14 protein-coding genes and 1 tRNA gene are annotated in these 15,904 nt (G+C 63.9%); 4 read left to right on the forward strand and 11 right to left on the reverse strand.

Translation table 11 applies throughout. The features are described 5' to 3' along the window. Positions 1-52: 52 nt before the first annotated feature. From VGH98_11930 to VGH98_11940, 3 genes are all read right to left on the reverse strand, one after another. On the reverse strand, positions 53-2,293 hold the full coding sequence (locus VGH98_11930; protein ID HEY2376676.1) for a PQQ-binding-like beta-propeller repeat protein: 2,241 nt from the start codon (positions 2,291-2,293) through the stop codon (positions 53-55). Positions 2,294-2,340: 47 nt separating this feature from the next. Then, positions 2,341-2,745 carry a cytochrome c gene (locus VGH98_11935; protein HEY2376677.1) on the reverse strand — a complete coding sequence of 135 codons (405 nt, stop codon included), beginning with the start codon at positions 2,743-2,745 and terminating at the stop codon, positions 2,341-2,343. 67 nt (positions 2,746-2,812) lie between these two features. After that, positions 2,813-4,165 carry a HupE/UreJ family protein gene (locus VGH98_11940; GenBank protein HEY2376678.1) on the reverse strand — a complete coding sequence of 451 codons (1,353 nt, stop codon included), beginning with the start codon at positions 4,163-4,165 and terminating at the stop codon, positions 2,813-2,815. Between the two features lie 113 nt (positions 4,166-4,278). Here VGH98_11940 and VGH98_11945 point away from each other — a divergent pair, with 113 nt between their 5' ends. Then, positions 4,279-5,457: a hypothetical protein gene (locus VGH98_11945; protein HEY2376679.1), complete on the forward strand. Its 1,179-nt coding sequence runs from the start codon at positions 4,279-4,281 to the stop codon at positions 5,455-5,457. Between the two features lie 228 nt (positions 5,458-5,685). Here VGH98_11945 and VGH98_11950 read toward each other — a convergent pair whose 3' ends face one another. From VGH98_11950 to VGH98_11975, 6 genes are read right to left on the reverse strand one after another with little or no spacing between them, the layout of a single operon-like run. After that, a complete protein-coding gene (locus VGH98_11950) occupies positions 5,686-6,834 on the reverse strand; it encodes a VWA domain-containing protein (GenBank protein HEY2376680.1) in 1,149 nt (382 codons plus the stop codon). Positions 6,835-6,858: 24 nt separating this feature from the next. Beyond that, entirely contained in the window at positions 6,859-7,746 is an 888-nt protein-coding gene (locus VGH98_11955; GenBank protein ID HEY2376681.1) for a MoxR family ATPase, read from the reverse strand. After that, positions 7,743-8,678, reverse strand: a complete 936-nt coding sequence (locus VGH98_11960) for an XdhC family protein (GenBank protein HEY2376682.1) — start codon at positions 8,676-8,678, stop codon at positions 7,743-7,745. The genes VGH98_11955 and VGH98_11960 overlap by 4 nt, the downstream gene beginning before the upstream one ends. A gap of 36 nt (positions 8,679-8,714) precedes the next feature. Beyond that, complete coding sequence (locus VGH98_11965) at positions 8,715-11,078, reverse strand: aerobic carbon-monoxide dehydrogenase large subunit (protein ID HEY2376683.1); 2,364 nt, start codon at positions 11,076-11,078, stop codon at positions 8,715-8,717. Positions 11,079-11,114: 36 nt separating this feature from the next. Continuing rightward, on the reverse strand, positions 11,115-11,642 hold the full coding sequence (locus VGH98_11970; protein HEY2376684.1) for a (2Fe-2S)-binding protein: 528 nt from the start codon (positions 11,640-11,642) through the stop codon (positions 11,115-11,117). Positions 11,643-11,696: 54 nt separating this feature from the next. Continuing rightward, a complete protein-coding gene (locus tag VGH98_11975) occupies positions 11,697-12,626 on the reverse strand; it encodes a xanthine dehydrogenase family protein subunit M (protein ID HEY2376685.1) in 930 nt (309 codons plus the stop codon). Between the two features lie 144 nt (positions 12,627-12,770). Between VGH98_11975 and VGH98_11980 the strand changes: the two genes are divergently transcribed. Next, positions 12,771-12,844, forward strand: a tRNA-Arg gene (locus VGH98_11980). Positions 12,845-12,954: 110 nt separating this feature from the next. Then, positions 12,955-13,608 (forward strand): SRPBCC family protein, encoded by a 654-nt coding sequence (locus tag VGH98_11985; GenBank protein HEY2376686.1) that lies wholly within the window; start codon positions 12,955-12,957, stop codon positions 13,606-13,608. A 50-nt stretch (positions 13,609-13,658) separates the two neighbouring features. Here VGH98_11985 and VGH98_11990 read toward each other — a convergent pair whose 3' ends face one another. Next, positions 13,659-13,787, reverse strand: a complete 129-nt coding sequence (locus VGH98_11990) for a hypothetical protein (protein ID HEY2376687.1) — start codon at positions 13,785-13,787, stop codon at positions 13,659-13,661. Positions 13,788-14,042: 255 nt separating this feature from the next. Between VGH98_11990 and VGH98_11995 the strand changes: the two genes are divergently transcribed. After that, positions 14,043-14,822, forward strand: a complete 780-nt coding sequence (locus tag VGH98_11995) for a haloacid dehalogenase-like hydrolase (protein ID HEY2376688.1) — start codon at positions 14,043-14,045, stop codon at positions 14,820-14,822. Here VGH98_11995 and VGH98_12000 read toward each other — a convergent pair. Further along, positions 14,806-15,870, reverse strand: coding sequence for a Gfo/Idh/MocA family oxidoreductase (locus tag VGH98_12000; protein HEY2376689.1), 1,065 nt, complete (start codon positions 15,868-15,870; stop codon positions 14,806-14,808). The genes VGH98_11995 and VGH98_12000 overlap by 17 nt on opposite strands. Positions 15,871-15,904 lie beyond the last annotated feature (34 nt).

A 15,904-nucleotide genomic window follows, 5' to 3' on the forward strand; every position in this document is an offset into this window, starting at 1 on the left:
CGGAGGACGGCTGTAAGGGGACGGCTCTAGAGCCGCCCTCTACGCCCCTGTCTCAGCGTTTCGTTTGCCCCGCTCCTTCACCTGCCTTCGGAAGCGTCAGCGCCACAAGGGCTGTCTTGTCGCCTGCCCCAGTCGCGAACACGATGTACTGCCTCCCCTGATGCATGAAGGTCATCGGGACCGCGGTCGTCTTCCCGGGAATCTGCACCTGTCCGACATCCTTGCCCGTCGCTTTGTCGACGGCGTAGAGATGATACGGCGGACGCGGGGGGCCGCCGCTGCGGCCGGTTCCGTAGATCACGAGCGTTTTCGTTGTGATGATCTGAGCTTGTCCGCGTCCCGGCTGGGACGGCAGCGTCACGCCTGCGAATAACGGATCGTTCGAGGTCACCGGCGTCGTTACGCCGTTCGGAATCCACCAGATCTTATCGCCGGTGTTCATGTCGTACGCGGTGACGCCGCCGAATTGCTTTGGTTTGAGGATCGAGACGCCACCGATCGTCGAGCCGGCGGCGCGTGCCTCGAAGCCGAGTCCGCGCTGCGCACCCGCTTGCGCGACGTAGCCGGCGGGCGCTGGCAACGCGCCTAACAAGCCGCAGCTGTCGTGCGGTGAGCTGTAGCGAAATTCCGAACACGGATCCTTCTGGACCTGGATCGTGCTCAGGCCGCTCTGGCTGCCGACGTAGATGCGCCCCGTCTCCGGATCGGCCGCCGTTCCGCCGTCGATGTTCACGCCGCCCGACGCGCCCGGGGCGTACCATGCGCATTTGTATCTGCTCGGCCCTGAGCCGTCAGCCAGGGCGGCGGGAAGGAAGTACGGCCCCATGCGGCAGCGTTTAGCAAGCTTTAATGCCGAGTCCTTGATCGCCGGTGTGTAGTCGATGAGATCGGACTCGACCAGGCCCTGTTGCGAGTACGGCTCGGGTCGAGAGGGAATCGGCTGCGTCTTCGACGTTTGCTCGCCCGGGACCTCGCTCTGGGTCACCGGTGTCTCCACCATCGGCCAGATCGGCTCGCCCGTCACACGGTCGAGCGTGTAGACGAAACCCTGCTTCGTCGTCGCCGCGAGAACCTTCCGCGGACGGCCGTCGACGGTCACGTCGAGTAGGTTCGGCGCCATCGGGACGTCGTAGTCCCAGATATCGTGATGCACAAACTGATAATGCCAGCGGCGCTTCCCCGTCTTGACGTCGATCGCGACGACGCTCGAGCTGTAGAGATTGTTGCCCGGTCGATGGCCGCCATACTCGTCGATGAGCGGCATGCCGACGGGGATGTACACGAGACCAAGGTCAGGATCGGCGGAGTATGTTGCCCAGGCGTCGTTCTTCCCCACTCCATCCGTGCCGATCTTCGAGCCACTCGTCCACGTCTCGGAGCCGAACTCGCCCGGCTGCGGAATGAGGTCGAACTTCCAGAGTTGCTTCCCGGTGTGGGCGTCGAATCCACGAATGAAGCCGGGGATATTGTGTTTGTGCAGCGGGAAGTAGCCGTGGATCGATGAATTGCCGACGACGATCACATCACCCACGACGATCGCCGGCGAGCTGTTCGCGATCTCACCGAGCGCCGGGTCGATTCCCATCGTGCCGTCGGCGCCGATCTTCTTCACCGGATCCCACTTCTCGCCGGGACGTGCCTTACGAGCCGGCGCCGCTTCACTGATGATGAGCGGACCCGAATCGTCGACCGCGAGCGGCACGAGTGTGAATCCCAGTCCCTCCATGAGATCGACGACGCCGTTCTTGCCGAACTTGGAATCGGGGACGCCCGTCTTGGCGTCGATCGACGCAAGGTGATAACCCGGTGTGACGACGATGACGCGCTCATTCGTGCCGTCCGTCCAGTACGAGAGACCACGCCCGGAGTATTGCCGGGGCGCCTTCTGCCAGCGAATTCCCTCCTCGAGGCCCCACTTCCAGAGTGTCCGGCCCGTCGACGGATCGATCGCGAACGCGATGCGATGTGTCGTTGCGACTGTGAACAGCCGGCCGTTCGCGTACAGCGGCGTCGAGCGATAGTACTCGTCGGTGCCGAGGGCGCTGGCGTTCCATTGCCAGGCCACCTGCAGTGAGCTGAAGTTCGACGCGTCGATCTGAGTGAGCGCCGAGTAGCGCGTACTCCACGCGTCGGCGCCCCAATAACGCCACTCGCCGGGCGCGTTCCCGCGCACGAGCTGCTTTCCCTGACTCGCGCTCGACAGCTCGGTGCGCAGCAACAAAACGCCCATGGCCGACGCGAGCACCACCAGCGACACCGCGACCCAACGCCACTTCGCAACATGATACCGCATGGCTGCAGTTCCTCGTGTGAGAGCTCGATTCCTGGCGACGCGGAAGCCTAACGATTATCGCGCTTCGGCGCGATGGATGGCTTCGTCTCGATTCGGATCGTCCCGAGCACCGTCGTATCGGTTGGTAGTTCGTTCGGACCAACTGGCATCTGATTCAACTTGAGCAGATACGCTAACAGATCGGCGTACTGCTCTGGTTCGAGACTCCCCGGCTCGTTCTTGGGCATCATCGTGCTGATGTACCGGTACAGCTCCGAGAGGGAGTGCCCGTCCCATTTCTGAAAGGCCACGCCCGTGTGCGTCGCCGCCGTGTGACAGCTCGTGCACAGCGCCGCATACGCGTCCGCACCTCTCGACGCTTGTCCGGAGGTGTACACGCCGCTCTGCGTCGACCGCGACGCTGCGCCTGCGCTGTGCTGCGCCATCAACGAGTCCACCGGAATTGTGGTCACGCAGAGCGCGATTAAAACCGGCAAAACCAATTCTCGCATCAAGTGCCCGACATCCGGTCCCTGGTCTCTAACCCCTAGTCCCCAGCCCCTCAGATTGTCCGCTAACCTCGCCAGTGGACGGCCGGCCCGCCAGACGTCGGAGGCCGCCGCTCAACAACCATCCGAGCCCGACCACGATCAACAACAGCATCAACGACCGCATTGCACTCGCGAACCAGGCGGCATCCACCGACGGCCATTGCACGTGATACCGACGCAGCACGGCGCCGCGATCGAGCATCCAATGCCACGCGGTGTGCGCCACGAAGGCCGAGAGAATGATGGTACCTATCCGCTCGTCGACAACGCGTCGAAAGAGCAGCGTCAGCGCTGGAATTGCCAGCAGAAGAACGAGGATCTGTCCGAGCTCGACGCCCACATTGAAGGCGAAGAGCGATGTCACCAGATGTGATCCGGCAAACTGCAGCGATTCCCGAAGCGCGAAGGAGAAACCGAAGCCGTGGACGAGCCCAAAGCCGAACGCGACGATCCATCTTCGTTCGAGCTTCGGCCCGACGATGTTCTCGAGCGCCATGTACACGATCGAAAGCGCGATGAGCACCTCGATCAGCGGCGGGAACCATAGCGCGTCGGGGGCGAACCCGAGCACCGACGCCGCCAGCGTGAGACAGTGCGCGACCGTGAAGGACGTCACGATCGCGATCAGAGGACGCAACCGTCGAAATGGGATGACGAGGCAGAAAACAAAGAGCAGGTGATCGATGCCGTCCAGAATGTGGTGAAAGCCGAGCGAGACGAAGCGGAGGGCCGCCTGATGCCAGCGTGGATCCAAATAGACGAGTCCCGGGTCACCGATGTACTCGAAGGCCCGTTCGGCACCGTTAGGCGGCAGGTATCGCAGTACGGTCGTGGTGCGCAGGCCGAGCCGGGCGAGCGCCGGGTCGATCGAGAAGCGCGACTGCGGCGAGCCGATCGGGAATTCGATCAGGACGTCGAGTAGCGCCTGCTTCCAGTAGAGGTCCACACTCGAATCGAGTGGCGGCGCGTCGAGGTGGGTGAGCGCATCGTCGTATGTCGCGAAGGAGCGATCCGACGGCAGGGACACCCGCGCGGCAATAATCCGGGCGCCACTCAGCTTCGTGTCGCCCTCGTAGAGCGACAGGTAGCCCGCAAGCCACACCCGCGCCGCATCCTTCAGTAGGGCCGAAGCGCGCGGAATATCGAGGTAGCCCGGGCCGCGGAGCGGGAAATCGACGTCGCGCATTGCCTCGAGCGGCACGCGGAGGAGCACACGCAGCCGACTCGCCTCCGGCTTCACGAACGCGAGTACGATGACGCTCGGCGGAATCTCGTGCGCGACCGCGCGCGCCGGCAGCACGAGAATACTTGCGGCAACAACAGCGCACCAACCTAGACGCATACGGCCTTTAGGAAGTAGAATCACAGCGAATTTCTTTTCTAGCCCCTGGCCCTGGACCCTTGCACCTCGCCCCTAACCTCTAGCTGTTGGCCCCTGTCTTCAAGGAGCGTTTGATGCGGCGACGCAATCTGATTCTTGGCAGCACACTCGCAACAGCGATTGTCGCTCTCGGTATCGGCCAAGCAGCACTGCAGGGCGCCACGCGGCAGGCCGTGAACGCACCACGTTTCGAAGTCGATCCGCTTTGGCCCAAGCCTCTACCGAACCATTGGATTCTCGGCTCGACGATCGGCGTCGGCGTCGACTCGAAGGATCACGTCTTCATCATCCATCGCGGCGATTCGACGCTCAATCAGCGCACCGAGGCCGGGTCCGCGGCACATCCTCCACTCGGTGAATGCTGCGCGGCGGCTCCCCCGATCCTCGAGTTCGATCCCGAAGGCAATTTGGTGAAGGCATGGGGCGGACCGGGCGCAGGCTACGAGTGGCCCGAGTCGAATCACGGGATCTCGCTGGACGACAAGGACAACGTGTGGATCGGCGGCAACGGCCGGATGGATTCACATATTCTCAAATTCACGCACGACGGAAAATTCCTGATGCAGATCGGCACGCCGAAGCAGCCGGTCAACAGCAACGCGACCGATCACTTCGGCCGCGTAGCGAAGATTTCCTTCGACGTCAAAGCCCAGGAAGCGTTCGTCGCCGACGGCTACGGGAACAAGCGCGCAGTCGTGCTCGACATGAACACGGGGGCGGTGAAGCGCTTCTGGGGTGCGTACGGCAACACGCCGAAGGACACGAACATGGGGCCGTACAATCCCGACGCCGCACCGGCGCCCCAGTTCCGGAACCCCGTCCACTGCGCCGAGCCCACGAATGACGGATTGGTGTATGTCTGCGATCGCGTGAACGACCGCATCCAGGTCTTCCAGAAGAGCGGCAAGTTCGTGAAGGAGGAGCGCGTCTTCCCGCTGACGCGCGGCGACGGCTCCGTGTGGGACATCGCGTTCTCACGCGACCCGCAGCAGAAATATCTCTATCTCGCCGACGGGCGAAACGAGCGCGTGTATGTGATGGAGCGCCAGACGCTCAAGATCCTGACGATGTTCGGCGACGGTGGACGTCAGCCGGGCCAATTCTTCGCCGTGCACAGCATCGCCACCGACTCGAAGGGCAACATCTATACGACGGAGACATACGAGGGGAAGCGAATTCAGAAGTTCGTATACAAGGGGATCGGGCCCGTCTCGAAGATGAATCAGGGGGTGCTCTGGCCTCGAGCCAGGTAACGGCGAAAACGAAGTCTCTCGTTACGCCGTTATATCAACACGAGCCGGTCACGCTCGACGAGCCGGGACATTTGCGCCTAACGTGGGAGTGCGTTCCACGGCTGCGCACCTATCTCGCCGCACTCGGTCGCCATCGCCATCGCGCGACAGCTCTACAATTACGATCTCGCCCAGGCCAGGGACTTCGTCGAATCCCTCAGGGCCGGCCAACGACGCAGCGCCTGACCGTCACAGGCTGAGGTGCCTTCCCAGCGCCTCCAAGCTCGAGAGATTGTGGCAGGGCGCGAAGACGTCCGCTTGCGGCAGCGCCGCTTGCATCCCGCGCGTCAATGGCTTGTACGTGGGGTTGCCTAACAACGGGTTGAGCCACACGACGCGGCCGGCCCGCCGATGAATCGCGCGCATTGCGTCGCCGAGGATTTCCGGTTCGCCCGTATCCCAGCCGTCGCTGAGCACGATCACCACCGTGCGGCGGTCGATCAATCGCGGCCAACCCACGACGAAGTCGGCGATGCTCTCGCCAATCCGTGTACCACCAGACCAATCCGTCTCGGACCGCGTGAGACTGTCGAGCGCCGTGCGATATGTGTCGCGTGCGAGCGCTTCGGTGATTCGAACGAGGCGCGTGCTGAAGACGAAGGTCTCGACGCGCGCGAAGGCGTGCTGCAGCGCATAGAGAAGCTGCAACAGAAAGCGGCTGTACAGATCCATGGATCCGGACACGTCACAGAGCGCGACGAGCTTCGTCCGACGCAGCTTGCGCTCGCGCCGTGCCAACTCGATCGCGTCGCCGCCGGTTTTGAGGGAAAGGCGAATCGTCCGACGGAGATCCAGTCGCACGCCGTTGCCCGCGCGCGCCGGATGCCAGCGACGGCTGCGACGCGCGTTGAGCCGGCGCGCCAGCATCGCTGTGAGTCGCTCGATATCGGCCAGCTCCGTGCTCTCGAACGAAGCGAAGTCTTTCTTGCTACGCGAGTCGTTCGAGCTCGGCGACGACAAGCCAGGAGATTGTCCTTCGTCCATCGCGTCTCCGGCTTGCGCCCACCTCCTGAGCGCCCCGCCGGCAGCTTGCGGCTCCTGCGCTTTCGCGTTAGGCATGGAGCGCCGCCGACGAGATTGGCCCGCATCGGAGCCCGCTTGCGAGTCATCGCCCTGGTGCCACCATTCGGCGAAGAGCGCATCGAAAAGTGGCAAATCGTCGCGCCTCGTCGTGAGCAGCGCGCGAAGCGCGAGGTACAGCTCTGTTCGATCGGCAAGATCGAGCAGCGCCAGTGACCGCACTGCGTCGATCGACTCCGACGGTGTCACCTGCAGGCCTTTCTCGCGGAGGAGCCGGCAGAAACCGGTTACGCGCTCGATCACGTCAGTCGATTGCACATCTCACCCTGACCATCGCTCACGCTAACCCTCGCTCACGAGTACACTGAGGCCTTGCTCAGCGATGGCCGACCGAACGTCCCGGATGTCCGCGTCATCCTTGAGCACACATCCAAGCGTCTCGTCCACCAGCTCGTCGCCCAGGGCGTCGGCGCCTAACGCGACCAGCGCCTGCGCCCAGTCCAGCGACTCGGCAACGCCGGGCGTCTTCGACAGTTTGCGCCCACGAAGACGCTGAACGAATCGCACGACCTCGTCGGCGAGGCGAGCCTCGATTTGGGGCACCTTGTTGCGAACGATTCGCAATTCCTTATCGAACGTCGGGTAATCGACCCAGAGATAGAGGCAACGACGCCGCAGCGCCTCGGACAGCTCCCGGCTGCGATTGGAGGTCAGCACGACATAGGGCGGGTGCGTTGCGCTGATCGTGCCGATCTCGGGAATCGTGACCTGATGATCGCTTAGCACCTCGAGGAGAAAGGCCTCGAACTCCTCGTCGCTGCGGTCCACTTCGTCGACGAGCAGCACTGGCGATGCGTCAGCGTTCGTGATTGCGCGCAGCAGGGGCCGCTCGAGCAGAAACTCCCGGCTGAAGATCTCGGCCTCGCGCTCGCGTGTGCTAGCAGAGCTGCCCTCCTGCAGCTTGATGTGCAGGAGCTGCTTCGCATAGTTCCACTCGTACAACGCCGTGTTGACGTCGAGGCCCTCGTAGCACTGCAGGCGAATGAGCTCGGCTTCGAGCGCGCGGGCGAGGACCTTCGCGACTTCGGTCTTGCCGACGCCGGGATGTCCTTCGATCAGCAACGGCTTGTGGAGCGTCATCGCGAGGTACGCGGCCGTCGCGGTCGCGCGATCGGTGACATAGGCCTCACGCTCCATCGCATCCCGGAGCCGCGCGATCTCCTCTTTCACGCGTGTGCCTTCGCGAAGCTCGCCTTGCAATGCGGGCAGCAGAAGTAGTACGTCTCGCCGCCGACTTCGAGGCTGTGCCTCGCCGTCGCGCTGTCCACGCGCATGCCGCAGATCGGGTCCACCGCGGTGTCGTCATCCTGAGGAGCGGAGCGAACGCGCGGCGACGAAGGATCTACTCTGACTGCCTCTGTTGCCGGCTTCGACGAAAGGATGGGAGATCCTTCGCTGCGCTCAGCATGATGGCGACGCTGCACAATTTCGGCGAGAATGCTCAAGGCGATCTCACCTGGCGACATGCCGCCGATGTCGAGACCGGCGGGTGCTTTGACGCGTTCGAGTTGGTCGTTAGGCACGCCGCTTGCCCGCAGGTAGTCGAACAGAAACCGCGCTTTCTTCCGGCTGGCGACGAGGCCGACATAAGCGGCGTCGCTTCGCGCGGCGTGGGCGAGCGCGTCCTCGTCACCCACGCCCATCGTTGCAATGACGACCGCGTCGGCTTCGTTGGGCGACGCCACCCCGACATATCCAATCGCGCCCGCGAGATCGCTCAGCGCCCGGGCCACCGGCGTCTCGCCGAGGACGCAGAGGCGGGGCGCCGGCAGCATCGGCTCGAGATAGATCTCCACGCCACCCTCACCCTGGCAGGTCATTGGATAGTCGCGCACGCCGCGCGACGCGTCGGCCCGACTCGCGCCAGCGTTCATCCGCACGAGACGCGGCGCGCTCGCCGCGAGTGCCTCACGAGCCTCGTCAATGACGACGGGCCGTATGCAACCACCGCCAATCCATCCCTCGATCGTGCCGTCGGCGAGAACGACGGCCTTCGCCCCCGCCCGCACCGATTGCGGCGGATAGCTCGCCACAACGGTAGCGAGGACGAATGCCTCTCGCTTCGCCCGTAGTTCAGTGACACGCTCGAGAATATCAGTCACGCGCCAGCCTAGTCCCTAGTCCCTAGTGCCTAACCCCTAGTCTCTAACCCCTGCCTCTCTCAGGATCTTCCACACCTTGAACGGCGTAATCGGTATATCGATGTGCCGAACGCCCAGATGCCACAGCGCGTCCACGACCGCGTTCGCGATCGCCGGTGGTGCTCCAACGGTTGGACTCTCGGCGACACCCTTCGCGCCTAACGGGTGATGCGGACTCGGCGTCACGGTGCGATCCAACTCCCACGATGGCGTCTCCATCGCCGTCGGCAGCAGATAATCCATGAAGCTCCCGCCCTGGATGTTCCCCTGTTCGTCATACTGGATTTCTTCCATCAGCGCCGGCGCGAGCCCTTGCGTCAGGCCACCATGAATCTGTCCATCCACAATCATCGGATTGATGACGTTGCCGCAGTCGTCGACGGCAACAAACCGACGAACTTTCACTTCGCCAGTACCGCGATCTATATCGACGACGGCGATGTAGCTGCCAAATGGAAAAGTCAGATTCGGCGGATCGTAGTAGTGCGTCGCCTCGAGTCCCGCCTCCATACCTTGCGGATGATTCGTGTACGCGGCGAACGCAATTTCCTGAATCGTCTTCGCGCGATCGGGTGAGCCACGAACATGGAATTTCCCAGGCTCCCACTCGAGATCGTCTTCACTCGCCTCGAGGAGATACGCGGCGATCTTGCGCGCCTTGTCGCGGATCTTTCGCGCCGCCATTGCGCCTGCGGCACCAGCCGTCGGTGTCGAACGCGACGCGTACGTGCCGAGTCCGTACGGCGCAGTGTCGGTGTCACCTTCTTCCACCTGGACGTGGGCAGCGGGAATCCCGAGCTCCTGGGCGACGATCTGCGCGTACGTCGTTTCGTGTCCCTGGCCCTGCGACTTGGTGCCGAAGCGCGCGAGCGCCTTTCCTGTCGGGTGAATGCGAATCTCACACGAGTCGAACATCTTGAGCCCAAGAATGTCGAACGTGTGCGACGGTCCAGCTCCCACTGCTTCGGTGAAGCTCGAGATGCCGATCCCCATCAACTCGCCGCGAGCGCGCTTTTCTTCCTGCTCCCTCCGAAGATCCCAATAGCCGATCTTCATCATCGCCATCTCGAGCGCGGCTTTGTAATTGCCGCTGTCGTAGGACCAGCCCGTGGCCGACTGATAGGGGAATTGCTCCGGACGTATGAAGTTCTTCAACCGGAACTCGGCGGGATCCATGTTGAGCTCGTGCGCGGCGATGTCGGCCATGCGCTCGATGGTGTGAACGGCCTCGGTGACGCGGAACGAGCAACGGTAGGCGACGCCGCCGGGCGGCTTGTTGGTATAGGCCGCATCGACGGCAATGTGCGCAGCAGCCATGTCATACGATCCGGTCGCGATGCTGAACAGTCCCGCGGGAAACCTGGACGGATTCGCGGCGGCGTCGGCACAGCCGTGGTCGGCGAGCGTCTTGATTCGCATGCCGGTGATCGTACCGTCGTTCTTGAATGCCAATTCGGCATCGATATGGTAGTCTCGGGCGAACGAATCGGCCTGGAGATTCTCCATTCGATCTTCGATCCACTTGACCGGCTTGCCTAACAAGAACGAGACGGCGATGGCAATGACGTAGCCCGGATAGACGGGCACTTTGCCGCCGAAGCCGCCGCCGATGTCGGGCGAGATGATCCGAATGCGTTCTTCGGACAAGCCAACGTGGCCCGCCACGAGCGCCACCACGGTGCGCACGGCGTGCGGTGCCTGCGTCGTCATGTAGACGGTGAGCTTCTCGTTGGCCTTGTCGTAGCTGGCAACGCAGCCGCACGTCTCGATCGACGACACGTGGATCCGCGGTAGATAGAGGTGCTGCGACACCGTACGATCCGCTTCGCTGAACACCCGATCGGTCGCGGCCTTGTCGCCCGCTTCCCAGTGCCAGATGTGATTCGTGTCTTTCCGATCGGGCCTAACGAGCGTGGACCCTTTCTCGATCGCCTTGTATGGATCGACGACGGGCGGGAGTGGATCGTACTCGACGTCGACCGCCGCGACGCCGTCGGCGGCCGCATAACGACTGGTGGCGATAACCGCCGCGACCTCCTGCGACTGGTACACGACGCGATCGGTGGGTAGCACCATCTGCGTGTCACTCATCAACGTCGGCATCATGTGCAGGTTGTACTTCTCGAGGTCGCGTCCGGTGATCACCGCGAGCACTCCCGGCGTGGCCAGCGCACGCGACGAATCGATTTTCAGAATCTTCGCGTGGGGGAACGGGCTACGGGCGATGTCCATGAACAGCATGTCCGGCAGCACCACGTCGTCGACGAAATTTCCTTTTCCGCGAATGAAGCGACCGTCTTCCTTGCGCTTCATCGAATGACCCATGCCACTGATTTCGGGGCTCGTGTGCGGCATCGTCATGGCGAGTAGACCTCTCAGAGATGGATACGCAGATTCCTAACGGCTCACTTGGGCCGGCTCCTGCGCCGGCACATACGCCGGCGTGTGTCTCGTTGCTCGCATGTCCGCGGCGGCATGCTGAATGGCTTTGACGATGTTCACGTACCCGGTGCAGCGGCACAGATTCCCCGAGATCGCCTGACGGATCTCGAGCTCACTCGGCGATGGATTGCGCTCGAGCAGCGCCACCGCCGACATCATCATTCCTGGCGTACAGAAGCCGCACTGCAGCGCGTGCTCCTCCTTGAACGCTTTCTGCACGGCGTGCAGTTCGCCCCCGAGCTCCAGGCCCTCGACTGTGCTCACACTGCGTCCATCCGCTTGCACCGCAAACAAGGTGCACGACTTCACCGGTTTGCCGTCGAGCAGCACGGTACACGCGCCGCAGTGCGTCGTGTCGCAGCCGATGTGGGTGCCCGTCAGGCGCAACTCGTCACGCAGATAGTGGACGAGTAGCAGTCGTGCCTCGACCTCCGAGCGATGCGCCGTGCCGTTCACGGTGACGGAAACGGAGTGCTTGGACATGGGAATAGGGGCTGGGGGCTGGGGAATAGGGGGCTCGGGACTATGACTGGCCTCCTAACTCCTGAGCGCTGCTTGTGAGGGCGAGTAGGTGAACGGCAGCGGCGTTGCGATGTTCGCTCCGGCAGCGCGATTCGCGGCGATGCGAATGGCGCGCGCAGTGAGTACGCGGACGACATCGCGCTTGTAGTCCGCCGAGCCTCGGCGGTCCTCGATCGGATCGGCTTCGCCCGCCGCAATCTCGGCGGCCTGGGCAATCGTCGGCGAGTCCAGCGGCTTATTGCGAAGGAAGTCCTGTGCACGCACCGCCTCGATCGCCATCGCGCCGACATTTGTCAGGCCGATTCCCGCACGCGCACAACCTCCACTCGCATCCAGAGTGAGTTGAACGGCGACGCCCGCGGTCGCGTAATCGCCCACCTTGCGTTCGAGCTTCAGATAGGCTCCCGCAGCCGGCGCCGTCGGCCGTGGAACGACGATTTCCTCGAGGATCTCGTCTTCGTTGAGTGCAGTGCTGAACAGGCCGAGGAAGAAGTCGCGTGCCGCAATTCGGCGTTCGCCGCGCGGCCCGACGGCGACGAACGTGGCCTCGAGCGCGAGCATGGTCGCGGGGTGGTCGTTCCCCGGATCGCCGTGAGCGATGTTGCCGCATACCGTTGCCGAGTTCCGGACGAGTGGATCGGCGATGACGGCCGTCGTGTCGTTCAGTATCTGATAGCGCTGCCTAACGACCGATGCGGTTTCGAGATCGGATTCGCGAGCGAGCGCGCCGATGCGGAGCGAGCCATCGCGCTCGTCGACGTAGCCGAGCCCCGGAATGCGGTTGATGTCGATGAGCAATGCCGGTTCGGCAAGCCTGAGCTTGAGCATTGGGATCAGGCTCTGGCCACCGGCCAGGATCTTGGCGTCGCCGGCGTGCTCGTGCAGCAGGTTGACTGCCTCGCCGAGTGTCGCCGGCGCGAGATAATCGAAGGACGACGGAATCATTTCGCGCCTCCCTTGCACATGGCGCGGCGGAGCGGGCCGCGGGCGCGGTCCCTCTGGCCACGAGCCATGATGGCAGCTAGAGTCACTCTGAGCAGGCCACCTGTCAATGAGTCCGCTAAGGACCCGAAAGGTGCCCGCGACGCTGCGCCCGTAGCTCAATTGGATAGAGCATCTGACTTCGGATCAGAAGGTTGGAGGTTCGAGCCCTTCCGGGCGCGCTCGCGTTGCTGCAAGCTCTTCGCTGACATTGCTCGTCCATATGCGCGTCTAGCCGTTGTCCTCGTGAGTCCGTGCGTTTGCAGGTATATGCGCGTAACGGAGGTGGTGGATGTCGCTTCGTATCGAAGAGACCTTCGAGCTCCGCGCGCCAGTCGAGCGCACCTGGCGCTATCTGGTCGACCCTCGCCAGGTCGTGAACTGTCTGCCGGGCGCGGAGCTCACTGAAGTCCAGGGCGACGAGACTTTCCTCGGACGCGTGAAGGTCAAGGTCGGCCCGATCACCGCGGCGTATGACGGTCGCGTGACGATCACGAGACGTGACGACGCCGCGCACGTCGTCAGCATGGTTGGCGAGGGCCGCGAACGCAGCGGCGCCGGCTCGGCGAAGATGACGATGACGAGTCGGCTGACGCCGCTCGATGGCGGCGCGACGCACGTGCAGGTCGTCGCCGATGTCGACATTGTGGGTCGTGCGGCTCAATTCGGGCGCGGGATGATCGAGTCCGTGAACAAACAGCTCTTCCGTCAGTTCACCGAATGCTTGCGCGGCACGCTCGAGGCCCCCGAGCTGGCCGAGTTGCAGGCGGAACCGCTGCCGCCCTCCCCGCCGACGACGCCGACAACGGCGCGCGTTGCCGGCGCGATGCCCGCGGTGCCGATTCCGGCCGAACCGCTGCGCCTCGTGCCGCTGGTGGCGCGAGCCTTTGTCGACTGGCTGCGTCGCCTGGGGATCGCGCTCGTCGGTCGTCCGCGACATCCATAGGGCCTGGACGCTGGCCGACGCGAGCGCGTTCGGCCACGCCACGCTCGGGTTTAGCGTTCGCTCACGTCGTGCCGATCGTTCGCGACGGCGATCGTGGCCTCTGCATCGACGATCCATTCGGCTTCACGATCGACATCGCCGCGCGACGAGCGTGACCGAACGGTGACATGCGACACCATACTCGCGATTGATCTTTCACGCCGGTCGTCTACATTGCGATAAACGCCGACGTCGGCATCCCAATGACCTTCGTGGTTCGCCAGCCATGAACGCTCGCGTATTTGGCCACCAGCAGCTTCGTATCGGCGCCCTCCAGGCGGGGCGGCCGAGGGCTGGGGCGCAACCGTGACTGGCGAATTGAGCATACACTGACGATATACGCCCCCGCCCCCGCCTCGACCGATGCGGGGGCGTTTTCGTCGCGGAGGAACCGCATGTCGAAGCATTTTCTGCTCGTGAGCGACTTCGATCAAACCCTGAGCTTCAACGACTCGGGGCATCTGTTGAGCGAGTCGCTCGGCCTCACCGGCTTCGCGGAGAAAGTCGCGGGATTGTCGCGGCTGAACCTCGTGCAGTCGGGCGCGGAGCTGACCTATTTGTTGCGCCACGACCCCGAATTCCGCCGCGTGCGCCGTGACGATCTCGTCGACGTCGGCCGCCGCATCCGTCTCAAGCGGAACATCGATATGCTCGCCGATTGCCTGGAGCGGGGCATCGACGGCTATCGCTTCGATTTCTACGTCCTGTCCGCGGCGCCGCAGGAAGTCGTGAATGCCGCGCTCGACGGCATCGTGCCGCCCGACCGAATTATCGCGACCTGTTTCGAGTTCGACGCTGCCACGGGCGAGATCGCGTCCGTGCTGCGCGTCCCGGCCGGCTTCGGCAAGGTCGCGGCGCTCGATGAGCTCCGCTTTCGACTCGGCGTTCCGCGCGAGCGCGTTGTCTACGTGGGCGACGGGAGCTCGGACATCCATGTGATGCTCCACGTCAATCGCGGCGACGGCCTAACGATTGCCGCGTCGGAAGCACGGCACATCGCGCAGATCGCACGCCGGACCGTGATCAGCGACGACGCGCTGAGCGTGCTCGTGCCGGTGCTCGAGGAAGTCGTCGGCTACGATCCCGGACGGATCCGGCTCTTGTTCGAGCAGCGCGGCCTCCTCATTCAGGAGTGGGACCGCGTCCGCACGGATTGGCTCACGATCCGCGCCTGATCGAGACGACCTGTCGGCCAGCCGCCGACTGCTGCGCCGCCTCGATGATCTCGAGCCCGGCGACCGAATCGTTAGGGTCGACGGGCGGCGCCGTGCTCTCGCGGAGCGCCGCCGCAACGCCGGTATAGAAATCCTGATACGAGCCGGGCACCGTCCGTACCGATTGGCGGTCGTCGGCGACGCCTAACGTGCCCCAGCGCTCGGGCGGCTCCTCACCCCAGCCCGGCCGCGTCGGCTGCTCGCCCCGTTTCAAGGCATCTTCCTGAACATCAGACCCGAATTTCAAATACGCGGCGCGACTGCCCATGATGTGGAAGCGCGGACCAGGCTGCGCGGCCACGACGGTCATCGTTAGATGTGAGCGCGCACCCGATGCGTGCGCCAGCGCGACGAAGGCATCGTCGTCGACCGGCCTCCCAGCGCGGCGATCCAGCTCGGCATACACATCGGACACGGGCCCAAGGAGCAACAGCGCCTGATCGATCAGGTGACTCCCAAGATCGTACAGTAGCCCGCCCGCCTCGGCGGGATCGCCGCGTTCGCGCCAACCTCCTTTCGGAATCGGCCGCCAACGGTCGAAGCGCGAATCGAGACGAAACACGGTTCCGAGGCTCCCGTCCGAGGCCAATTGCCTAACGGTGAGAAAGTCGCTGTCCCATCGCCGATTCTGAAAGACGGTGAGCAGCAGGTTACGTTCGCTGGCATGCGCGATCAGTGCGCGACCTTCGGCCGCAGTCGGCGCGAAGGGCTTGTCGACGACGACCGGTAGCCCCGCATCGAGCGCCGCTCGGGCGAGCGGCACGTGCGTTCGATTCGGCGTCGCGACGACGACGAAGTCGAGATCGCGGGCATCGTCCCAGAGTCGATCTGCGCTCTCCACGATTCGCGCGCTCGGATGATCGTGCGCGGCTTTCGCGCGCCGATCGGAGTCGCCGGTGACGATCGCGGCCAGGCGCAACGCCGGCGTCGAAACGATGAGCGGCGCGTGAAAGACCGAACCGGCGAGTCCATAGCCGATCAGACCGACGCGAATAGGTGCTGGAGCCATCCCGCAATTGTGTGCGCTATCCGAGCCCCGCGTC

It is taken from the genome of Gemmatimonadaceae bacterium, from assembly GCA_036496605.1.
Lineage (GTDB): Bacteria > Gemmatimonadota > Gemmatimonadetes > Gemmatimonadales > Gemmatimonadaceae > AG2.